19 protein-coding genes and 1 riboswitch are annotated in these 23660 nt (G+C 35.8%); of the genes, 4 read left to right on the top strand and 15 right to left on the bottom strand.

Annotation, left to right across the window (positions count from 1 at the left end; all coding sequences use genetic code 11):
• Nucleotides 1-34: 34 nt before the first annotated feature.
• Nucleotides 35-3568 carry a carbohydrate binding domain-containing protein gene (locus tag MT489_RS18365; RefSeq protein WP_244683024.1) on the bottom strand — a complete coding sequence of 1178 codons (3534 nt, stop codon included), beginning with the start codon at nucleotides 3566-3568 and terminating at the stop codon, nucleotides 35-37.
• A gap of 285 nt (nucleotides 3569-3853) precedes the next feature.
• On the opposite strand from MT489_RS18365, the gene MT489_RS18360 reads away from it, so the two are divergent.
• The 3 genes from MT489_RS18360 to MT489_RS18350 are packed head-to-tail and all read left to right on the top strand — an operon-like array spanning nucleotide 3854 to nucleotide 6488.
• Nucleotides 3854-4900 carry an ABC transporter ATP-binding protein gene (locus tag MT489_RS18360; protein WP_244683023.1) on the top strand — a complete coding sequence of 349 codons (1047 nt, stop codon included), beginning with the start codon at nucleotides 3854-3856 and terminating at the stop codon, nucleotides 4898-4900.
• Nucleotides 4881-5678: an ABC transporter permease gene (locus MT489_RS18355; protein ID WP_244683022.1), complete on the top strand. Its 798-nt coding sequence runs from the start codon at nucleotides 4881-4883 to the stop codon at nucleotides 5676-5678. Before MT489_RS18360 ends, MT489_RS18355 begins: the two co-directional genes overlap by 20 nt.
• Nucleotides 5679-5690: 12 nt before the next feature.
• Entirely contained in the window at nucleotides 5691-6488 is a 798-nt protein-coding gene (locus MT489_RS18350; RefSeq protein WP_244683021.1) for an ABC transporter permease, read from the top strand.
• Nucleotides 6489-6812: 324 nt separating this feature from the next.
• Here MT489_RS18350 and sufB read toward each other — a convergent pair whose 3' ends face one another.
• The 12 genes from sufB to MT489_RS18295 form a co-directional block, all read right to left on the bottom strand.
• Nucleotides 6813-8210, bottom strand: coding sequence for a Fe-S cluster assembly protein SufB (sufB, locus tag MT489_RS18345; protein WP_244683020.1), 1398 nt, complete (start codon nucleotides 8208-8210; stop codon nucleotides 6813-6815).
• A gap of 25 nt (nucleotides 8211-8235) precedes the next feature.
• Entirely contained in the window at nucleotides 8236-8667 is a 432-nt protein-coding gene (gene sufU / locus MT489_RS18340; protein WP_244683019.1) for a Fe-S cluster assembly sulfur transfer protein SufU, read from the bottom strand.
• A complete protein-coding gene (locus MT489_RS18335) occupies nucleotides 8657-9886 on the bottom strand; it encodes a cysteine desulfurase (protein WP_244683018.1) in 1230 nt (409 codons plus the stop codon). The genes sufU and MT489_RS18335 overlap by 11 nt, the downstream gene beginning before the upstream one ends.
• Nucleotides 9886-11196: a Fe-S cluster assembly protein SufD gene (sufD, locus tag MT489_RS18330; protein ID WP_244683017.1), complete on the bottom strand. Its 1311-nt coding sequence runs from the start codon at nucleotides 11194-11196 to the stop codon at nucleotides 9886-9888. The genes MT489_RS18335 and sufD overlap by 1 nt, the downstream gene beginning before the upstream one ends.
• 17 nt (nucleotides 11197-11213) lie before the next feature.
• Nucleotides 11214-11999 carry a Fe-S cluster assembly ATPase SufC gene (gene sufC, locus MT489_RS18325; RefSeq protein WP_244683091.1) on the bottom strand — a complete coding sequence of 262 codons (786 nt, stop codon included), beginning with the start codon at nucleotides 11997-11999 and terminating at the stop codon, nucleotides 11214-11216.
• Between the two features lie 206 nt (nucleotides 12000-12205).
• Nucleotides 12206-12346 (bottom strand): YuzK family famiily protein, encoded by a 141-nt coding sequence (locus MT489_RS22530; RefSeq protein WP_483308112.1) that lies wholly within the window; start codon nucleotides 12344-12346, stop codon nucleotides 12206-12208.
• Between the two features lie 357 nt (nucleotides 12347-12703).
• Nucleotides 12704-13363 carry a methionine ABC transporter permease gene (locus tag MT489_RS18320; RefSeq protein ID WP_244683016.1) on the bottom strand — a complete coding sequence of 220 codons (660 nt, stop codon included), beginning with the start codon at nucleotides 13361-13363 and terminating at the stop codon, nucleotides 12704-12706.
• Nucleotides 13353-14381: a methionine ABC transporter ATP-binding protein gene (locus MT489_RS18315; protein WP_244683015.1), complete on the bottom strand. Its 1029-nt coding sequence runs from the start codon at nucleotides 14379-14381 to the stop codon at nucleotides 13353-13355. Before MT489_RS18315 ends, MT489_RS18320 begins: the two co-directional genes overlap by 11 nt.
• A 116-nt stretch (nucleotides 14382-14497) precedes the next feature.
• A complete protein-coding gene (locus MT489_RS18310; RefSeq protein ID WP_244683014.1) occupies nucleotides 14498-15325 on the bottom strand; it encodes a MetQ/NlpA family ABC transporter substrate-binding protein in 828 nt (275 codons plus the stop codon).
• 128 nt (nucleotides 15326-15453) lie between these two features.
• A complete protein-coding gene (gene solA / locus MT489_RS18305; protein WP_244683013.1) occupies nucleotides 15454-16593 on the bottom strand; it encodes an N-methyl-L-tryptophan oxidase in 1140 nt (379 codons plus the stop codon).
• Between the two features lie 111 nt (nucleotides 16594-16704).
• Nucleotides 16705-16811, bottom strand: a riboswitch (SAM riboswitch).
• A 125-nt stretch (nucleotides 16812-16936) separates the two neighbouring features.
• On the bottom strand, nucleotides 16937-17242 hold the full coding sequence (locus tag MT489_RS18300) for a thioredoxin family protein (protein WP_244683012.1): 306 nt from the start codon (nucleotides 17240-17242) through the stop codon (nucleotides 16937-16939).
• A 241-nt stretch (nucleotides 17243-17483) separates the two neighbouring features.
• On the bottom strand, nucleotides 17484-19097 hold the full coding sequence (locus MT489_RS18295; protein ID WP_244683011.1) for an extracellular solute-binding protein: 1614 nt from the start codon (nucleotides 19095-19097) through the stop codon (nucleotides 17484-17486).
• Between the two features lie 219 nt (nucleotides 19098-19316).
• Here MT489_RS18295 and MT489_RS18290 point away from each other — a divergent pair, with 219 nt between their 5' ends.
• Entirely contained in the window at nucleotides 19317-21530 is a 2214-nt protein-coding gene (locus MT489_RS18290) for a helix-turn-helix domain-containing protein (protein ID WP_244683010.1), read from the top strand.
• Nucleotides 21531-21802: 272 nt separating this feature from the next.
• Here the strand turns inward: MT489_RS18290 and MT489_RS18285 are convergent, their stop codons facing one another.
• Together MT489_RS18285 and MT489_RS18280 are read right to left on the bottom strand one after the other, a co-directional pair.
• The gene (locus tag MT489_RS18285) at nucleotides 21803-22777 is read right to left on the bottom strand and encodes a carbohydrate ABC transporter permease (RefSeq protein WP_244683009.1); all 975 of its coding nucleotides are present in this window, start codon (nucleotides 22775-22777) and stop codon (nucleotides 21803-21805) included.
• Between the two features lie 13 nt (nucleotides 22778-22790).
• The gene (locus MT489_RS18280) at nucleotides 22791-23660 is read right to left on the bottom strand and encodes a carbohydrate ABC transporter permease (protein ID WP_244683008.1); all 870 of its coding nucleotides are present in this window, start codon (nucleotides 23658-23660) and stop codon (nucleotides 22791-22793) included.

Raw genomic sequence — 23660 nt, 5'->3', positions numbered from 1 at the left:
GACTGCTACAAATTGAGCCGCCTTCTTTACATTCTTATTTCTCTTTATTAGAAGAATCATTAGCAAAAACTGCAAAAGAACTAAAATGATTCGTATCGACTGTCACTAGTCCTTCGCGATATGTTCCTCCAAGTTTTATCCAATCCTTTTTTCCCTTATAATAAATACTTAGGTCGTCATTTCCTTTGTCTACTTTCAAGGACAACGTTACATTTAGATCACCAAACTTGGAAATCGTATGTCCGCCTTGCTTCATTTCCAAATTATAGACAGAGCTGACCGACCCATTTACGGACTTTTCTTCCTTTAAACTTATTTCCACTTTTCCTTTACCGCTTTTATATACTTGTGAAGGAATAGACAAAATAACATCATCGTTCATATTAACTTTAACTATTGCTGATTTTTCTTTTAATAGCTCTACTTGCCTTTCACTGAGACGAACGAATGTATTGTCCTTATTGTTAGACAAGTTGATGACAACAGTACCTTCATTTTTCATTTCTTCTAAAAGACTTTCGAAATCGGCATCAGAAATTACTGCATTATTGCCGTTCATTTGGAAAATCGCTTCAACTTGATCCTTCTTTTGCTCACTTGGGTCTGTCGGATCTGTCGGACCATCATCCCTGCCTCCAAGTGCTTCCCTCGCTCCTTTAACTTCCAGCTTCACATTATCTATAAATACATCATGTGAGTTCGTTAATTGCTGTCCAGCCACATTACCAAGTAAAAATTGGAATGTAGTCGTATCATCTTTCGTCATTTTAAACTCGAAGGAATATGTTTTTGCCGAATCAGTCAGCTGAACGGTTTCATTAAAATAACGATGGTAGGCAGGGGCTCCATTATCAATCACTACTTCTAATAATCTATCAATTGTGGATCTTGCATCAAAGGAAACGACATATGTCTTACCTTCCATTAAGGCAAGTCCTGTCTGATTCAGTTGCACGTCCCAAGGATTCACTCCTACGTTTTGAACCGAAACCTTCGCTTCACCGTTTACAGCTTCCATCGTTGCCCTAGAATTTCCATCATAATCACCTTGAACATGCCGATTCCAACTCGATATACCATTTGAGTAATCTCCATTTTGAAGTGGGAAATGCTTTTCTCTTTCACCTTTAATTTCAAATCGGACATTGTCAATGAATACATCATGAGCATCGTTTATGGACGTACCTCCTGCAACATTACCAAGTAAATATTTTAGGCCACCTGTTTCATCCGTATTCATTTTAAATTCAAATTCGAAGGTTTTCATCGAGTTATTCAATTGAATCTTTTCATTAAGGAATCTAGTATACGTTTGGTTTTCAACAACTACATCTACCATTCTATCAACGGTTGATTTAGCATCAAACTGAACGACATATGTGTTTCCTTTTTTAAGATTCATTCCTTCCTGGATTAACATAAGATCCCAAGGATTAGATCCAACATTTTGAATGGAGAATTTCGCTTGGCCATCTTCAACTTGAAGTGTCCCTGAGCTTGGTCCATCATAAACCCCTTGAATATGCTTCGTCCAATTCTCTAAGCCATTTGAAAAATCTCCATTCTTTAATGGAAAAATATCGTCTAGAGTTAATTGATCGTTGTTGTTCGTTAATCGAATAAGTTTTACATCATCCAAGTAAATATTACCGTTATTTCCTCCGAGTAAGAAGGCTAATTTCCCTTTAATATCTGTTGTATCCGGCATTGTAAAACGAACTGATTTTTCTTCCATAGCAGTTGTTAATGATATTTTTTGATTTTCGGAAAAATTTACGGTTCCATCTTCACTAAGGAATGCCACTTGAATATCTCTTGCAGAGTTGGCTCTAGCTTTGAACGTCAATTGATATTCATCATTGCTTAGTAGATTGAGACCTTTTTGGACTACTTTAATTGCTTGAACGCTGCTGCCACTGTCAGAAATTGCAACCTCTAATTCTCTTCTATCAGAATCAACCGCTGCTTCTGCGACAGCCCCATCCGTATAAAGATTCCAATACGTCATTCGATCCATTCTACCTTGATCAAATGTTCCATTGTATACATGATTTCCGTTCGTTAACGGTTTTTTCGGTGCCTCTTCGTTATATGGATCTACAGGTTCAATTTCTTCAAGGACAACATTTCCAATCCAAACTGGATTCGCATTGAGCCCCATATTAAACTCAAGCCTTGCCGCTGCATCCGTATCATGCTGCATTTGGAATTTTAATTCATATGACTGAACACTGTTCGTTAATGCAAAGTCTGGAGAAGGAGAATACGCAGTGTAGCCTCTTTCCGGCCCAGCACCGAACTTTATATTCAAATTTCGATTCGCGTTAGATTTAGCATCGAAGCTTAACTTATACCATCGTCCTTTTCCTAAGGTAACATTTTGAATAAGCTGTACGGAATATGATTGGTTGCCTGCCTGATTAATATCGACTTTCGCAAAAGGAGATCCATCGATATTTTCGACAGAAGCAGCAGCATTTCCATTAAAATCATTCATATAAACTAAATTCCAATTCGTGTAGTCCCATTTATTATCCAAATCAGAACTGTTTGTAATGGTAGTAAAACCTTTTTCATAAGCGTTGTCGTATATATAGTTCCCATCAACAGCTTTTTTCGCATTATCAGGTAATTCCTCGACATCAAATCCCGGCTCAACAGGCTCTAAATAATCTCTCCCTGTCAAATCGTAAACCTTTACATAATCAACCTCGACTTGACCTGGAAATACAGTACTTCCATCCGGATTTCCATCAAAATGACCACCAATAGCTAGATTTAGGATGATAAAAAAGTCTTGATCAAATGGAGCGGGATAGGAATATTTTGCAGCATTTCCAGTACCAATTGAGTTCCAATTATTAAGCTTTTGATAAAGCTCTCCATTTACATACCAACGGAGTTCTCCTGGCTCCCATTCTAGACTGTATACGTTAAAGTCGGTAACGTCCTTCCCATCTTTAAAAAAATAATCTTTTGCGGTATACGTATTGTTTGGCCAGCCTCCACCATAGTGAATTGCACCGCCAACTTGATTTGGCTTACTCCCTTTTCCTTCCATAATGTCAATCTCACCTGAAGCAGCCCAACCACCATACACATCTTTTTCTGGCATCATCCAAAACGCGGGCCAGAATCCTTTTCCTTTCGGCAATTTCATTTTCGCCTCAATTTTTCCGTACTTTTTACTAAACTTGCCCCGGGAAAGGATTTTTCCAGATGTATATTGATATGTTCCTCTATTATCTGAAACAGTTTCCTTACGACCTTCTAATATTAATTTTCCATTTTCAACTTTTACATTATCTTGATGGTAATATTGCAGCTCGTTATTTCCCCACCCTGGATTCCAAGAACCGTCGGGATTTTCGAATCCATTACCTGTATCAATCGACCATTTTGAAGTGTCTAACTCGACACCATCAAAATTATCTTCCCATACTAATGTCCAATCTGAATCTTCACTTGGAGGATCTTCATTTGTTTCATTTACCTTTACATTAAAACTAAAAAAATTCGAAAAAAACAATAGAAATACCATCGTCAGACTCCACCACTTTTTCGACATTCGTCTACCCCCATTAAAAATTAGTAAAATTGCAACCATGGGCATGGAAATTACATATGACTTAACTCCTCCTTCTTTTTATTTCTGTTGAAACAAAAATAGTAGATATCTCTCATTCATTTATTCCGCAGAAATTGATAGAATCCTCCCAACTTTCTGAAAATGAGTCTAATAGCATAGTCATTAATAACTATCACAAAATAAAAGGGTTTTTCCTATCTTTATCGAAGATTACTAAATATAGTATATTTTGGTGAAATTTGTAATCAGGAGGTAGTTTCTAACATGAATTTAATCGAGGTAAAGGGGTTAACGAAACAATTTCGTCACCCTATTAAAGATCCTGGTCTAAAAGGAGCAATTAAGCATTTATTTACACAAAAATATGCTGAAAAACTTGCGGTCAATGATATTAATCTATCAGTTAAGGAAGGGGAGGCCATTGCTTATGTAGGTCCAAACGGTGCTGGGAAATCAACGACAATCAAAATGTTGACAGGAATTCTTGTCCCGACTTCAGGGACGATTACTGTAGATGGGCTTACTCCTTACAAAAACCGTATGGAAAACGCTCAAAAGATTGGTGTTGTTTTTGGTCAGCGGACTCAGTTATGGTGGGACTTACCCGTCATTGAATCTTTTTCTCTATTAAAAGATATTTATGAGATTCCCGAAGTAATATATCAAGAGAATCTTAATCGATTTAAAGATTTATTAGGGTTGGATGAATTTCTTCATTTATCAGCTAGAAAAATATCTCTAGGTCAAAGAATGAGAGCCGATCTCGCTGCTGCATTGTTACATAATCCAAAGATAGTTTACTTAGATGAGCCAACTATAGGTTTAGATATCGCTGTTAAAGAACGAATTCGTTCTTTTATAAAAGAAATTAATCGAGAAAAAGGAACGACAATCATTTTAACAACCCATGATTTGGATGATATTGAAGATATTTGTGAAAGACTTGTTATTATAGATCAAGGACGCGTTATTTATGACGGTGAGCTTCAAGCTGTGAAAGATGCTTTTGTAAAAGAAAGAACAATCCACTTCCAAATGAAGGATACTATCTCATCACTGCCTTCATTTTTAGATGGAATACATGGAGTTATCTTAGAAAATGTTTCACAACAACAATTTTCTGTTCGGTTTAATCGTTTTGATATTTCCGCTGGAGAGATTGCCTCGTATGTTATGCAGCATGGCGAAGTAATCGACTTTCGTATTGATGAGCCTAAAATCGAACAAGTCATTAGAAAAGTATATGATGGTAAGCTAGATTTAAACAGTGGCCAGGAGGAGGAGTCTCGTCTTGTTCCAGAAAAAGTATAGATCAATAGCTATAATTACTATGCAGAACACGATGGCTTATCGTTTCAATTATTTCATTAGTTTAATTGCCAGCTTGATCTTTATTTTAGCTATGTTTTATTTATGGAAATCAATATATGCAGGTAGAACAGAATTAGCAGGTTTTACATGGAATCAAATGAAAGCATATTTATTTATTACTTTTCTCACGAATTCCTTAGTTTCATGGTATTCAGAAACAGGAATTTCTAGAAAAATACTAGATGGCAGCGTAGCAATGGATCTCTTAAAGCCTCTTAACTTTCAAAAAGCACGTTTAGCGGAGACATTGGGCTCCAGTATTGTAGAAGGATTTATAGGCGCCATTTTAGTAACTATTTTTGTTATTCTTTTCGCAGGAGTATTAGTACCGGAAAATGCTCTTACATATGTGCTTTTCGCGATTAGTTTAATCGTTTCTCTCGTTTTAAAATTCAGCATCGTTTATATTTTTTCATTACTATGTTTTTGGACGACAAGCGCGGTTGGGATTGCTTGGTCCCGTGCAGCGATTACAAATCTATTTTCTGGCGCCCTTATACCATTAACGTTTTTTCCTGATTGGTTAAAGGCTTTGGCGAGTATCTTACCATTTCAAGGAATTGTCTATATTCCAGCATCGATTTATTTAGGAAAAATACAAGGTGTTGAAGCTGTACAGATGCTTTGCTTACAACTTTTTTGGGTATTTGTCTTATGGATCTTTGGAAAAATCATGTGGAATTGGGCAGTCCGTCAAGTGACGATTCACGGCGGGTAAGGAGGAGTGCACATGAGATTAAAAAAATCACTATTTATCTATTTCCGATTAATTAATCAGCATTTAAAAGCAATTTTGGAATATCAAGCAGACTTTTTAATCACATTAGTAGCTGCTATGCTAACTCAAATTCTTGGATTTATTTTTCTATGGGTTGTGTATCAACAAATTCCCGAAATCAATGGCTGGAGTTTTTGGGAGGTTGCTTTTATTTACGCGATGATCTTTTTTACTGAAGGATTTGCTTCCTTATTTTTTGATGGGATTTGGTCAATAAGTAGATTTGTAAATCGCGGGGAAATGGATCGCTTGCTTGTAAGGCCAGTTTCACCTATCCTCCAAGTTCTAGGGTCTGCAGTAGGAATGAATGGAATTGGCAACATTTTTATCGGTGCCGTCATTATTTCGCAAGCCCTTCGACATATCACAATTAATTGGTCTGTGGGAATGGTTGTGATGGCATTCATTCTATTAATCTCAGCCATCATTATCCGTGTGTCTATTTATTTGGCTGCTTGTTCATCGGTTTTTTGGACTCATAGCCCAGGAAATGCCTTTGGGAACATGGTACACACTGTAAGTGATTTTGCAAAATATCCTATTACGATTTATTCATTAGGAGTACAAGCTCTCGTTGCAGTCATTCTGCCTTATGCATTCATTAGCTTTTTTCCAGCTGCCTTGTTATTTGGAAAAATGGATTGGAGTTACTTCGGTTATTTAACTCCTTTCGTTGCGATTTATTGTGCTGGAATGGCAACATTTATTTTCAATCGAGGGCTGCATAAATATGAAAGTGCGGGAAACTGATGAATTGAATAAGAACCATCCCAATAAGAAAGAATATCATGGTATAATATTCCTTTTACAACTTAACGAACGTTTGTCCTTTAGTTGCTAACATATATCGAGAAAAAAATAACCTGCCTATGTTAGCGCCGATGGGCGGGTTACTTTTGTAACTTTCTCGGAGGTTTCCCACCAAGTGTTGTACTGAGGACGGTCTCGCGCGGCGTCCTTAATTTATTGTAATTGTAGCACAGTGATTTTTATACCCGCACGACCTATGAAATATATGAGTTCAGAAAATAAAACACCCGTCACAAAAGTTTATGTGACGGGATTTATTATGCATTAACCGATAGAACCTTCCATCTCGAACTTAATGAGTCTGTTCATTTCAACCGCATATTCCATTGGAAGTTCTTTAGTGAATGGTTCGATGAAGCCCATAACGATCATTTCTGTCGCTTCTTGTTCACCGATTCCACGGCTCATTAAATAGAATAGTTGTTCTTCAGATACTTTTGATACTCTTGCTTCGTGCTCCAATGAGATATTATCATTCATAATCTCATTGTACGGAATTGTATCTGAAGTAGATTTATTATCAAGGATAATTGTATCGCACTCAATTGTAGATTTAGCACCATCAGCTTTACGTCCAAAATGAACGATTCCTCGATATGTTACTTTTCCACCATGTTGTGAAATTGATTTTGACACTATGCTTGAAGATGTATTTGGTGCAAGGTGCATCATTTTTGCTCCTGCATCTTGGTGTTGACCTTTTCCTGCAAGTGCAATGGATAATGTCATTCCTCTTGCACCTTCACCTTTTAACAAGACGGCTGGGTATTTCATCGTTAGTTTGGAACCAATGTTTCCATCAACCCATTCCATTGTTGCATTCGCTTCACAAACCGCACGTTTTGTAACGAGGTTGTACACGTTATTCGCCCAGTTTTGGATTGTAGTGTAACGGCAATATGCATCTTTTTTAATGATGATTTCTACAACTGCACTGTGAAGTGAGTTTGTTGTATATACCGGAGCTGTACATCCTTCAACATAGTGAACAGATGCTCCCTCATCAACAATAATAAGCGTACGCTCAAATTGCCCCATATTTTCCGAATTGATTCGGAAATAAGCTTGCAAAGGTGTGTCTACCTTTACACCAGGAGGCACGTAGATAAATGACCCACCTGACCATACAGCTGAATTCAAGGCAGCAAACTTATTATCAGTTGGCGGGATAACCGTTGCCCAGTGCTCACGGAAAATATCTTCATTTTCCTTTAAAGCAGAATCTGTATCTTTAAAAACAATCCCCATATCTTCAAGGTCTTGCTTCATGTTATGGTACACAACTTCAGATTCGTATTGAGCAGAAACACCTGCAAGATATTTTTGTTCTGCTTCTGGAATACCCAGTTTATCAAAAGTTTGTTTGATTTCTTCAGGAACTTCATCCCATGTACGTTCTGTTTGTTCTGATGGTTTAACGTAATACGTAATCTCGTCAAAGTTTAATGAATTTAAATCTCCACCCCATTGAGGCATTGGCATTTTATAAAAATGCTCAAGTGATTTTAAGCGGAAATCAAGCATCCATTGTGGTTCTTGCTTCATTTTTGAGATTTCCTCTACGATTTCTCTCGTCAATCCGCGCTCAGAACGGAAAATGGAGACGTCACGATCTCGGAAGCCATATTTGTAATCACCGATTTCTGGTGCTTTTTTAGCCATTCTTCATTCCTCCATTCTATTATTGTTACTCATGCAACCCTTTCTCCATTGCTTTCCATGCTAGAGTTGCACATTTGATACGTGCAGGAAACTTAGAAACACCCTGCAACGCTTCGATATCACCTAGGTCTAGGTTTTCATCGTCGTAGTCTTTTCCTTGAATCATTTCGGAGAAAATATGCGAAAGTTTAGTTGCTGTCTCGACGTCCTGCCCAATGATTGTTTGAGTCATCATGGAGGCAGATGCCATAGAGATTGAACATCCTTCGCCTTCAAACTTCGCATCTGTTACCTTTCCGTCCTCCACCTTCATCGTTAGATGGATCCGGTCTCCACATGTCGGATTATTCATATCGACAGTCAGGTTCCCATCACTTAAGGAGCCTTTATTGCGCGGGTTTTTATAATGATCCATAATTACTTGACGGTAGAGTGCATCTAGGTTATTAAAAGACATTCGTGAAATACTCCTTTGTTTTGACAAGCCCATCAACAAGCCTATCAATGTCTTGTTCCGTGTTGTATAAATAAAAGCTTGCTCGTGCCGTTGAAGAAACATTCAACCATTTCATCAGTGGCTGGGCACAATGATGCCCCGCTCGAATAGCAATTCCTTCAGAGTCTAAAACAGTTGCTACATCATGTGGATGTACATCATCAAGGTTAAACGTAATAACTCCTGCTCTTTTTTCTGCCTCTTTCGGTCCATATATCGTAAGACCTTCAATAGATGACATTTTTTCAAGTGCGTAAGCTGCTAAATGATGTTCATGCTCTAAAATATTGTCTGGACCAATTTCCTCCAAAAAGTCGATTGCTGCACCTAGTCCGATTGCACCTGCAATAATAGGAGTTCCCGCTTCAAATTTCCACGGAAGCTCTTTCCATGTCGATTCTTGCAGGCCTACAAAATCGATCATTTCCCCACCAAACTCAATTGGCTCCATCTTTTCAAGATGTTCTCTTTTTCCAAATAAAACGCCTATCCCTGTTGGACCACACATTTTATGACCGGAAAAAGCAAAGAAATCACAATTTAAATCCCGTACATCTATTTTCATATGAGGAGCAGCTTGAGCACCATCTACAACCATAATCGCACCATTTTCGTGAGCGATTGCAGCAAGCTCTTTAATAGGGTTTATTACTCCAAGGACATTAGAGACATACATAATCGAAACAATTTTCGTTTTTGACGTAATCGTTTCACGTGCCACTTCAAGACTAATCGAACCATCTTCTTGAAGTGGAATATATTTTAACTTTGCGCCAGTACGCTTAGCTAATTGCTGCCAAGGGATAATATTACTATGGTGCTCCATATACGAAATGACAATCTCATCATCTTCATTAAGATTTTCCATTCCGAAACTTATTGCGACTGTATTTAAGGCAGTTGTCGTTCCTCTAGTAAAAATAATTTCTTCTGTTGATAAAGCATTTATGAATTTTCTAACCTTTTCTCGAGCTTCTTCATACCTGTCAGTTGCTCTCGTACCAAGTGTATGAACTCCACGGTGAACGTTAGAATTATATTCACGATAATATTCATCTAAAACTTCAATTACCTGTACAGGCTTTTGTGAGGTCGCAGCGCTGTCCAGATATACGAGTGGATGCCCGTTTACTTCCTGGTCAAGAATTGGGAAAAGTTTGCGAACCTCATAATTGTTCATTATCTTAATTTCCTTTCGATAATGTCTGTAAGCTGTTGTTTAACAGCTTCAATCGGAAGATTTTCTACAACAGGAGCCAAGAAGCCGTGAATGATTAATACTTCTGCTTCAGAACGTGTAATTCCGCGACTCATTAAATAGTAAAGCTGAATCTCATCAACACGTCCTACAGAAGCTGCGTGCCCTGCAACAACATCATCTTCATCGATTAGTAAAATTGGATTAGCATCTCCACGTGCTCTCTCGCTAAGCATCAATACACGGGATTCTTGTTCAGCATTTGCTCCTGAAGCACCTTTTTCAATTTTACCGATTCCATTAAATATAGAAGAGGCTGAATCCTTCATAACGCCGTGTTTCAAAATATGACCTACTGTGTTTTTACCATAGTGAACAATGCTTGTTGTAAAGTTCTGTGTTTGTTGTCCTCTACCAACAACAACTGTTTTAGCGTCACTACTGGAGCCATCACCGATTAGGTTTGTAATATTTTCAAAGATAGTATTGCTATCATTCATCATACCTAGGGCCCAATCAACCGTAGCATCTCTTCCTGTTATACCACGACGATTCACATAAACTGTAGATCCTTTTGCTAATGTGTCAACAGCACCGAAAACGATTTTCGCGTTATTATTAGCAATAACTTCCGCTACTATATTAGCAATCCCATTCACTTCTTCATTAGTCGAAATATAGTTCTCAACATATGTGACAGAACTATTATCATCAGCCACAACTAGAACGTGGTTAAACATTGCAACGTCTTTGTCATCAAAGATAAAAACAGATTGAACCGGTTCTTTTACTTCCACGTTTTTTGGAATGTAAAGGAATACACCGCCATTTAACAAAGCTGCATGTAAAGCAGTAAGTTTATGTTCATCTACTTTCACAGCATCTTTCATAAAGTACTTTTGTACGAGCTCTGGGTGTTCTTTTGCCGCAGTAAATATATCCGTAAAAATGACACCTTGTTCCTTCAGTTCTTCAGAAAGAGAAACATAGGCAGCAGTTTGGTTATGTTGAATAAAAAGATTTTGATTAGTGTTTTCTACATGAACAACTGATTTTGCCGCTTCAGGTAGTTCATCTAGTGATTGGATTTTACTTCCTTCAGCTTGATGTTTAGTGAACTCTGTAAAATTCCAATTATTTATTCTTGTTTTATCTGGTTTCGGCAAAGCTTTTTCATCTGCTAAAGCGATAGCTTTGAGTCGCAACTCAGTAAGCCATTCAGGTTCGCCTTTTTCAGATGAAAAAGAACGGATATAATCCTGATCTATTGTGATTTTTGTATCAATTGTCATTATGATCCTCCTTACACTTATGCTTCCTGACCAACTGTTTCATCTTCAATTCCAAGTTCAGCTTTGATCCAGTCATAACCTTCTGCTTCCAAACGTTGAGCAAGTTCTGGACCGCCGGATTTAACAATACGGCCTTGCATCATCACGTGAACATAGTCAGGAGTTATATAGTTAAGAAGGCGTTGATAGTGAGTAATGATTAAGCAACCGAAGTCACTTGAACGCATTTCATTAATACCTTTGGAAACAACTTTTAAAGCATCTATATCAAGACCTGAGTCAATTTCATCCAAAATTGCAATTTTTGGTTGGAGCATCATTAATTGTAAAATTTCATTACGTTTCTTTTCTCCACCAGAGAATCCTTCATTTAAATAGCGTTGTGCCATATTAGGATCCATTTCGAGTAAATCCATCGTTTTATCCATTTCACGGATAAATTTCATTAATGAAATTTCTTGACCTTCTCCGCGGCGTGCATTGATGGATGTACGGAGGAAGTCAGAATTTGTCACACCGCTTATTTCGCTTGGGTATTGCATAGCAAGGAACAAGCCTGCACGCGCTCGCTCATCTACTTCCATTTCTAGGACATCTTCTCCATCTAGATTAATAGAACCGCTGGTCACTTCATATTTTGGATGCCCCATAATGGCAGATGATAATGTTGATTTACCTGTACCATTTGGACCCATGATAGCGTGGATTTCTCCACCTTTTATTTCAAGGTTTACACCTTTTAATATCTCCTTATCTTCAATTGCGACATGAAGATCCTTAATTGTTAATGTTGAAGCCATGATCATACCTCCGTATAAACAAGTGATTTTCTTATTTTGATGAGTTCATTCTCAATTTATTCTCAATTCTTATCTTATATCATATTAAAATTATTATCAACTAGGAGGGAATTTCGTTTCGATCCTTAGATTTATCTCCATTTAAAAAGGACTGACGTTAATTACGCCGGCCCTTGGATTTATCGCATTCCTTCATTATTATATAGAAATCAAGAATGAATTTTACGTTCCAAATCTGATCTTAATCTTTGAGAAAGAACATACTCTTTTTCACGTTTTTTCTCAATTATCACTCTAACTTGATGTTGTCGCTTATATGTTTCATACCCCACTCCGTGCGCTCCATACATCGCTTTTTCCATACCATTTGTGTACTGAATATCTAGAGTATTAATAAAAAACCAATCCTTTCATTTGTTCAGACTTGGTGTCCAAATTTGACTTCACCCTTTATCACATTCCCAATTATATATGAAAAAAACGTGCTAGAAAACAAAAAATTTGAAGAAAAAAGTGAACAAATGTAGACGTGGAGTGGGTTTGGAGATGGTTATAATGATAAATAACGATTTTTAAATCTGATTATAAAGAACTAGCCTTTTAAGCAATTTTTGAATAAAATTAATACTTCTCCAAGCAGATATGTCAGAATTTGCTTCCAAATTTCTCTTCATAAATAAAAATCCCGAGCGAATGCCCGGAATTAATTAGTTTCTTCTAATTTTTTTAGCAATCCAGTTACCTAGAGATTGAACTAATTGCACCATGATGATTAATGTAATAACGGTGATAATCATGATTTCGGTTTTAAACTGGTTATATCCATACGTAATTGCTAAATCGCCAATACCTCCGGCTCCAACAGCACCTGCCATTGCGGATGCGCCAATCAAACCAATTGTTGCGACAGTTAAAGCCAGAATAATTGAAGCTAAAGCTTCTGGAAGTAAAAAGCGCCAAATGGTTTGCCAAGGGGTTGCACCCATTGCTTGTGCTAATTCAATTGTTCCTTTATCAACTTCCAATAAAGAGTTTTCAATTAGTCTGCCGATATAAAAAGCAGTATATAGTACAAGCGGAACTATAGCTGCAGTAGTTCCAATGGATGTGCCTACAATAAAACGGGTAAATGGAATAATTGCTACAATAAGAATTATGAAAGGAATAGATCTAAATATATTTATGACTACATTAAGTACGTTATAGAGTGTTTTATTTTCTAAAATGGCACCTTCTCTTGTAACTACCAATGTAACTCCAATTGGAATACCAATAATAATAGAAATAATAAGACCAATTCCTACCATATAAAATGTTTGATATAAAGCTTTAAAAAACTCTGGCCAAAACCAAGGCTCAAAGTGCATCACGAGTTACCTCCCTTACAATTGCAGCTTGTTCTTGCATATATTGAATGGCACGTTCGATTTCTTCGGCATCCCCTTGTATGTTCACCAATAAATTACCAAATGGAATTCCTTGTAATTCTGTAAGCATTCCGTGAAACACATTTAAATCTACTTGGAATTTTTTGGCTGTATCGGATAATAGAGGTGCACTTGTGGATAGACCTTTAAAAATAATTCGATACGTCCTCCCCGAATTTGCTCTAATCAACTCTTTAATTGATTCAGGAGTCGCATCATTTAATACCGTTCTAACAAAACTTCTGGCAATCTCTGTTTGTGGCTCCGTAAACACATCTATAACTGGACCTTGTTCAACAATTTTCCCACCTTCTATAACGGCAACTTTATCGCAAATATCTCGAATGACATTCATTTCATGGGTGATCATTAAAATTGTAAGGCCAAATTCTTCCCTTACTCTCCTTAATAATTCCAGGACGGATTCTGTTGTGCTTGGGTCAAGCGCGGACGTCGCTTCATCACATAAAAGAATATCCGGATCTGTAGCAAGTGCTCTAGCAATACCAACCCTTTGCTTCTGACCGCCGGATAACTGTTCAGGATAATGGTTCATTCTTTCCTCTAATCCAACAAAAGACAATAATTCAGTTACTTTCTTCTTAATATAATCTTTTGGTTTCCCTTCCAGAGTAAGCGGCATTGCAACATTTTGAAAAATTGTTTTCGAATGCAATAAGTTATAGTTTTGAAAAATCATGCCAATTTTCTTTCTTTGCTCCCGCAACTCCTTCGGTGATAATTTTAGTAAATCAACACCATTAATCAATACTTTTCCGGATGTTGGGCGCTCCAATAAATTAACACATCTAATTAATGTACTTTTCCCTGCACCACTAAAACCGACTACCCCAAATATTTCACCTTTATTAACAGAGAGATTGATCCCTTGTAAGGCTACCACTTGTTTCTCTTTACTTTTTCCATATACTTTATGAACATCTTGTAATACAAGCATATTCTTTCTCCTTACTCTATTGAATATTTACAGCAAGCACTACGATTTTACAATATATCAATAAATATATAAACCATTAGCCTGTTTTCATAAGAAACAGGCTAATGGTAAAGAGGTTAGTTTTGTTTATAATCATCTAAAAATGAAATCGGTTCTCTAACTGGAACAGCAGCACCGTTAAATTCTTTTTCAATGAAGCTTTTCACTTCATCTGTATGATAGATATCTACGATTTTCTTTAATGTTTCGTCATCTTTACGTTTTGCATGAGCTGCAATAATATTAACATACGCTTTATTGCTTGCATCTTCTCTGAATACTGGATCATTCGTAGGATTTAAACCAGCATTAATTGCCATGTCTGAGTTAATGATAGAAGCTGCTGCATCATCAAGACCACGTGCTGTTTGTCCTGCGTCAACTGGAGTAATCTCAAGATTCTTAGGATTTTCAGCAATATTTTCTACTCCGCCAGTACCATCAAATCCTTCTTTTAATGTAACTAGTCCAGCTTTTTGTAGTAATAAAAGAGCTCTTCCTAAGTTTGTTGGGTCTTTCGGAATAACGATTTGATCTCCATCTTTTAGTTCATTAATATCTTTAACTTTTTTAGAGTAAATCCCCATTGGCCAAATATTTGTTGTTCCAATAGCAGCTAGATCAAGTTTACGCTCTTCTTTAAATTTATCAAAATAAACAATTGTTTGGAATGCATTAATATCAATTTCCCCACTATCTAAAGCAAGGTTTGGTTGAACATAATCGTCAAATTTAACAATTTCAATTTTAATGCCTTCTTTTTCAGCTAGGTCTTTTACAAGGTTCCAAGTTGGAACTTCTGACGTAGTTGTACCTACTTTAATAACATCTGATTTACCATTTGATCCACATGCAGATAATACCAAAATTAATCCTAGTAATATAACAGTAAATAATTTTTTCATGTTTATATCCCTCATTTGATTTTTTTAGACTTACGTGAATTTAATGTTGATTTTATTTAAAAGCACATAACTTCCGCAGGAACTCGCGCCTTCCACACCATTCAATTTAGTAAAACAACTAGAACCTTCTATTTATTAAAACGACTTGGATCAAATATACTGATCTCTAATGTAGGAGTTTTATTTGTCGCTAATTCTGCAGCAATTTTTCCCATAATTGGAGCGAACTTAAACCCGTGTCCTGCCATTGGTCCAAGAAGAGTGACATTTGGCAATCCAGGTGCTGCTCCAAGAATAAAATGTTCATCCGGTGTATTTGTGTAGAAACACGTTTTAGCTTTTACAGGTACAGGAATAAGATCAGGAAAGTACTCCTTCACTTTTTCAGTAACAGGCTCTAAGTCTGTTTCATAAATATCCCTGTCGACTTCATCAGGATGATTTACGACTTGTCCGCCATGATGAAGTGCAACTTTAACCGTCTTCCCATCTACAGTAGGGAATCCATAAAATCCAATTCCATCTTTCATTCGAGAAAAAATAGGGAATTTCTCAGGTGTGAACTTCTCCGGATTTTTCGCATTATACCAGACTAAAACCTGACGTTCTAGTGTTAGTGGTAATTTAAGTTCTGGTAGAAGTTGGGAAGTCCATCCTCCTGAAGAAACGATTACCTTTTTCACTCTAAACTGCTTATCTTCACAAATGATGGTTACCCCACCTTCATTCGCATGAATATTATTCACAGGACTGTCAGTAAAGACTGTTCCACCTAATTCTTCTCCTCGGTTAACCGCGGTTTCAATAGATAGCTCGGGTTTTATGAAGCCAGCATACTCTTCGTATATCGCAACTTGATTTTCTTTAAAATTAATTTGCGGGTAAACTTCTTTTGCTTCTAGTCCGGAATATTTTTTGTAAGGAAGGTTAAACGTATGAACACTTTCCTCAACCGTTTTGATAAAAATATCATCTTTAGGACCGAACATTGTACCGCCATTTTCGATATATAACTCTACCCCTGTTTCTGCTTCTAACTCTCTCCATAGTGTTCTTGCTTCTTTAAGTAAAGGAACATATTCCACACCTTCACCATAGGCGGTACGAAATATCCTTGTTTCTCCATGTCCCGCCCCTTTGTCATGTCCGGGTCTATACCGGTCAAATCCGACAACATTGACCCCCATTCGTGCCAATTGCCAAAAAGCAAAGCTTCCCATGGATCCTAAACCTACTATAGCAACATCAAATTCTAACTTCTCACTCACGTTTTTTTCACCTCGCTGTTGTAAATGTCATTTGGAGAAGGTATATTTTCAAAATAAAAATGCCTTCCTGCAAAAAATGAGCAGAAAGGCATAAGTAATTAAAAATCCTTCCCCTCATCTTTCAAAGCTATTACGCTTTGTGTGAATTGGCACCTTTTCACATACGTGATGGTTGCCGGGCTTCATCGGGCACATCCCTCCACCTCTCTTGATAAGAGTTAAAGATATAAAGTTGTAAGGTATGAAAGTCATATTATCATAGACTTTTTTTTGAGTCAACTAGTATAACGAAAAATTTCCTAGGAAATAAGTCGAAAATTAATCTATTTTAGCATTAGTGATCTTAGTAGCTTGATATCCGTTCATGTAAATAAGGAACTGATTTAAATGCATAGATTTTTTCCTGGACCATGCTTTCTTTTAAAATCAACATACAAGGAACACTTTCAATCGAAAATAATTCAGCCATTTCTGGTACATAGTTTAAGTCAGCTTTCCCAAAAAATAAATTTGGAAACATTTGCTCCACAACTCCAAGCATTTTCCCTGCTACTTGACAAGTCCCACAAAGAGGAGTGTAAAAATAAAGAATTGCTGTTTCGTGTTGTTCATGCACTCGTATGATATCTTCTTTCGCTAGTTCCTTCATGGAGCAAATTCATCCTTTTCATGATATTTATAATTATAAATATCAATTTCTTTTCCAGCTACAAAATGGTCTACTAAATATATTAATTTTTTTCGCATCTAATTTCAATAACTTGAACTTTTCTAATCGATTTATAAATAACCTCTTCTAGATATAGGGCAGTAACATTGCAATTAATATTCACTTATTTATTTACTTCTAAATAATCAACTACTTATATTTACATAATTTATATATTGATTTATTTTATACTCTCATATCGATCATAAGCTGTTTGATAAACGTCAACCAACTTGTCTACACCTATTTCTTTTAAGGTTTGGACATAGGAATCCCACATAGAAATCGGTTCTCTTCCAGTAATAAATTTCATTTCCATATCTTCTACATATGTATTTAAATCTGCTGTAATGCCAGCAATTTGATCAAGTTCCTCAGCTGTAAGAAAGACATTCGGAAATGGAACTTGTCCATATGCAATAATTTTCTTATCTGTTTCAGCATAATTAAACTCAGAAAATTCACTTTTAAATGACTTAGCATACTCAATCTGCGTCCAATGTGGAACGTTAATTCCGTAATTTGGCGTCAATGTTCCACGGTAATCTTGCGGAAAACCACTAATATACCTTCTAATTCCATTTTCTCTATCTGCCCATTCCCATATATCACCTTCATATAAAGAATGCAAGAAAATAGAACCTTCAGGGGAATAAGAGTAATCAATCCAACGAATCGTCGCTTCAGGGTATGGGTTAACGTTAGTAATAGCAAATTGACCAACACTTTGGCCAGGACTAATAGGGATAACTGGCTTTTTTACATTTGGTGAACTGACTGGCTGCATCATAGGATTTGCCGTATTATCCTCCATACCTAATAATGCTCCAGGGCCCCAGGATGAATAGAGACCTACACGATTATTATTCCCTTTTAGTAATTTTTGTTCATGAGACTGCGAAAACGTTTCGTGATCAAGTAATTCATTCTCCCATAATCTATTCATATATATCAAATATTCTCTATATTCCGGTTTTAATGCGCCATATTGGACTTTATCTTCATACACGCCTTGTGCCGGCGAAACGATCCCAAAGAAACCCATGAACCATTGATTAATATCCGATAATTTCACTGCAGTAAGTGGTATCTCGTCTTGCTCACCATCACCATTTGGATCTTCATTTTTCATTCGTGTCAACAATTCAAAAAGCTCTTCTGTCGTTTCAGGAAGTTTTTTTACTTCCAATGCTTTTAAGAATGATCCATTATACCAAAGCGGACTATAATTCCATGGCAATGAACGATCGACAGATGGCAAAGCATAAATATGACCGTCGAGTGCAGTAATTGATTTCTTTACATCAGGCAATTCTTCAAACATTCTTTGAATATTGGGAGCATATTGTTCAATTAAGTTTTCTAGCGGAATTAATAATCCCTGTTTACTATATTTTGTAATTTCACTATTTGAAAGAGAGGATGCGTAAAAAATATCGGGTAAATCCCTGCTAGCAAATAGTAATTTTTTTTGAGTTTCAAAACTTTCATTCGGTGGAGTAATAAAATTAAAATGAATATTCGTTTTCTTTTCCATTTCAATGAAATATTTCATATCTTCCCACTTGGAAACGCCGACATTAGGGCCAAACATTGTAAGCGACAATTCGCCATTTACTATTGGAAAACCTTCTTGATTAATCTCCAATTTAACTTTGGAATCCTCAGTGTTGCTCGGCATACTCTCTCCTTTTGCTGAACAAGAAGAGAGTGACATTGTCATCATTAATAAAAGAAGAAATACAGACTTTGGAGCTTTTCTTTTTACATTTTCTACTTTATGTATTGGACTCATTGTCTTCCCCCATCCAACTTAGATAGTGTATTATAGTAGATGAAATCCCTTTCATTTATGTGTATAATTTAAATGATTCTCTCTGATTCTAGCAAACTTGACAAAAATTTAAATAGTCCATTATCTTTATCTTAGATATTTATTATAACTTAAAATTTTCAAAATGGTTAGACCATCATACTATTTTTTAAATCAATGTTTTGGAAGGATGTAAACAACTTGAGGTTAAAAGTTCCGTCCAGATTACAGTTAAAATACATACTCTCTTATATGTTTATTTTTTTAATTCCCTTTTCAATCATGGCTTTCATTTTTTATCAGAATTCAGTAAATAGTTTACGAAAAGAAATTGAACTTACTAATATAAATAATTTAAATAACATAAAAACATTGACGGATAATAGGATGAAAGAACTAACAAAAATTGGGGCTCTTATCTCTTATAATCCTCAATTAACTCCGTATATGATAGGGAAAAGTGAATTCCAAGCCGAAGCTATTTCAGAATTAACGAAATATAAGGAAAATAGTTCCATTATTACAGAAATTTATTTATATTACTATAACCAGAATTCTATTTATTCTTCTAATGGGCTTATGTCTTTAGAAGCTTTTCTACAACATCGATCTCACTTAAAAGATATGGATCAAAAAAAATTTACTCAGCAAATGATGGAATTCGAATATCCAGGTATTGCGGTCAATCAGAATATTTTCCCAAAAAATCCAACGTATATGTTTCCGCTTTCCCCAAATCTTATTTCTTCCTACGGTATTGTTTTATTTCGATTAAATGATTCATTTTTTCGGGATATGATCAAAAATACACTAGGGAGCTTCGAAGGGAAAGTATTCATTTTTAATGAAAAAAACGAAATTGTTGCTTCATATTCCAATAAGGACTCTTCATTCAATGAATCTAAGATAAAAAAAATATTAAACAGCGATAGTAATATTACTGAAATTACAATCGATAGAGTCAATTATTCTATTTCAAAGGTAAAATCTGAAACAAGCAAATGGTCTTTCGTAACTGTAATTCCTACCAATGAATTCTTTAGTAAAGTTTCCGAGTTTAAATCGTTTATTTTGTTAGTTTTATTTTTTATCATCACAATCACTTCTCTTATTTCCATATATATTGCACTAAAGCAATATCATCCAATAAAAAAACTCATTGAATTTGCAAAAGGAAATGACAACTCATATCAAGCAGTAAGCAGAAATGAATTAGATAATCTACAGAAATCAATGGAAATGGTTTATGCAAATCATGAATATTTAAACGAGAAATTTGCTAAGCAAGAGCCCCTCGTAAGGGATCAATGTTTAATCATGCTTCTCCAAGGACAGATGAACGCTGTCGAGCATTCAAAAGAATTATTTAGATCTTTCAATTTGGATTTTAATGATCCATACTCATTTGTAATAGTTACTTCCTTTTCAAAATCTCAATTAAGTGAGATTAATACAAAGGAAGTTGAGCAAATTTCAAACGAAATATTAAATGATGCCAAAATTTATTCAGTAGAAATAATTAATGACAATACAATGGTTTTTATTGTTAATGGAAAATACAATAACACCTTTGAAAAACAGCAATTTTTATTGGAATTTGAAAAAAGCTTAACAGATCAACAAACAATTGTTATTGGTGTGGGGTCAACATATAAAGGGAAAGAACATATTAATCGTTCTTTTATCGAAGCTTCTGCTGCACTTGAAAGTGGTAAATTAAACGAACAATCAGGCATTATATTTTTTTCAGATATTAAAAAGTCTCCGGAATCATTATGGCTACCTAAGGATCATCTGCTTAAATTGATTCAAAGTTATAAACAAGGAAATGCAGAGATTGCGATTGAATCTATTAATTCTCTTGTTGCTTGGGTTAAATGTAACAATTCATCTTCACTTTTCATTAAACATATGAAATACGATATTATTAATAATATTATTAAAACAATTACTGATATGGATATAGATTTTAACCCAGAAAAGTTATTTTATTTATCCGACATTAACTCTTTAGATGAATTTGAAGCAAAACTCTCTCAATTTACGAATGAAATTTGCATTGAGATAAATAAAATTAAAGAAAAACAAGCGAATCAACTTCAGCTAAACATACTCAATTATATTAAGGAGCACTTTGATCAATATGACTTAAGTTTGGAAAATCTAGCTCATGAATTTAATCTTTCTGCATCCTATTTGAGTCGTTTTATCAAAGAAGAAACAAACATAACCTTCTCTCAATATGTGTGGGAGCTAAGGTTAGAAGAAGTAAAAAAACAACTAATACAAACGAACATGCCAGTTAAAAATATTATTAACCAAGTAGGATACATTGATGTTCCTAATTTCACTAGGAAATTTAAAGGTGCAGTTGGTATCACTCCTGGTCAATATCGGAAATTGTATTCCAATTAATTATAAAGATGAAAAGGCTATCCAATAAGTTTTATTTTGCTTAATGGTAGCCGCTTTTCTTTGTCCAGCTCCAGCGCCTATCGACTAGCAAACTTCTTGTCCTCCTCCCTACGATAAGTCAACATCAGCTCGTTCCTCGCCGTGTTTCCTTTATCTCAGTCAGAGGCCGAAAAGGAACGTCGACTAAAAGACGCCACGTCCTTATGTCTTCATCGACGGGCCAACATCCTGTTGGCCTGTACGTCGATGGACAGGCGCTTTCGCTTTTCTTATTATTCCACCAATCCTGTACGCTCTACTCCTTCTACGAAGTGGCGTTGGAAGAACACAAATATTAGTAATGGCGGTAATATTGCTAGGAATCCTGCTGCCATTCCTATGGCATGAGATTCATAGGAAGTTATTTGATGAGCCTCACGCATACTCGTTAAGACCCTATCCAATTGAAGCATTTCGCTAGCAAGTGGGACAACCTTAGAATCTGTTAAAAACATCTGCGGAAAATATGTATCGTTCCATGTCCAGACGAAGGAAAACAGAAATACTACTAAAATAGCCGGTTTTGCTAGCGGAAGCATCACTTTTAGGTAAAATTTTATTGCACTAGCACCATCGATTTTCGCTGCTTCTTCCAATTCTTTAGGCTGAGTCAAAAAGAACTGGCGAAAAATAATAACAAACAATGCACCTTTTACACCAAAGCCTAAAATAGATGGAATAATGAGTGTAAATATTGAGTTTTCCAACCCTAAATTTCTAAAAGCAATAATCGTAGGCAAGATAATTACCTGCGGCGGGATAATAAATGCCACTAGTAATAATATGAAAGTGAGTTTTTTAAATGGAAAGTCTAATCTAGCTAAAGCATATCCAGCCAACCCTGTTGAAATACAGTGAAAAACAGATACACATAATGCGACGAATAAACTGATTGAGAACGACTGAACATAATGCATCTTTTGCCACGCTGTTTTGATATGACCAAGATAAATTTCGGATGGAATCCAGGTTACAGTTGGGTCGAATAAATCTTTGGGACTCATCACCATATAAACCAACATTTTAAAAATTGGATTTAAATATATATAAGAGGTTGCTATAAAAATAGTGTATAAAAAAAGCTTAAATAATAACCCCTCATTTATCTCCCGTCCGAGAACAGTGTATCTAACAGCTCTCAATTTTTTATTAAATTGGAACTTTGCTTTTGTCCTATTATTTTTAACTGTTTCGACATTTACGCTCAAAGATATCCCCTCCTTAACCTTTTGCTAGTTTTTGACTTTTGTTCACCCTCATATAAAGCAACATAACGATCAACAAAAATACGATAATGATGAGGAAATATATCCATGCTAGTGCGCTGCTGTACCCGTAATTCCCTGTACCTATTAATTTGATGACTGGATTGAAAGGGAATGTAAACATATCAACAACTGTATAAATTAAATTTAAAAAGATAAATGGAGCCATAGCAGGCAATGTGATCTTCCAAAAAACTTCCCATGGTGATGCTCCATCTATTCTGGCTGATTCATATGCGGAATTAGGAATCGTTTGCCGTCCTGCCAAGAATATTAAAATCTGAACCCCTGAATACCACAATACGAGTACAAAGCGATTTAATAATGTTTTAACAGGTTTTCCCCATGAACTGTCCCCTAAAAAAGCATCTAAGTACTCACCTATCGCGAATCGATCCAAAAAACCTAAACTTCCTTCACCTTGATTCACAAATTCAGTTAATAGATAACCAGTTGTAAATATTACAGGGAGGAAAAATATGGCTCGAAATAAAAATCTCCCACGCAAATTCTGATTTAATAAGATTGCTATTAGAAGTGAAAAGATTAATATAATTGGAACCATGATGATGACTTCCTGAAAATATGGAATTAACTCGTCATAAAAGGCGGAACTATTAAATAAAATCTCTCGATAGTATTTAACCCCATTAAATTCGTACTGCAACCCCGATGGGAGGATTTTCACTTTATGAAAGCTCATATAAAGTGAAAACCCTAATGGAAAAGCTAGAAAAATCATAAATCCAAATAACCATGGTGCGATAAATAAACTACCTTCCAGGTTACGGGCAACCTTAGCACTTATCCTCCTTTTTTTCGCCAT

This window comes from Lederbergia wuyishanensis, assembly GCF_022900255.1.
GTDB lineage: Bacteria > Bacillota > Bacilli > Bacillales > Bacillaceae_C > Lederbergia > Lederbergia wuyishanensis.
The sequence above is the reverse complement of the archived record's forward strand: the minus strand, read 5'-3'. Positions and strand labels throughout refer to the sequence as shown.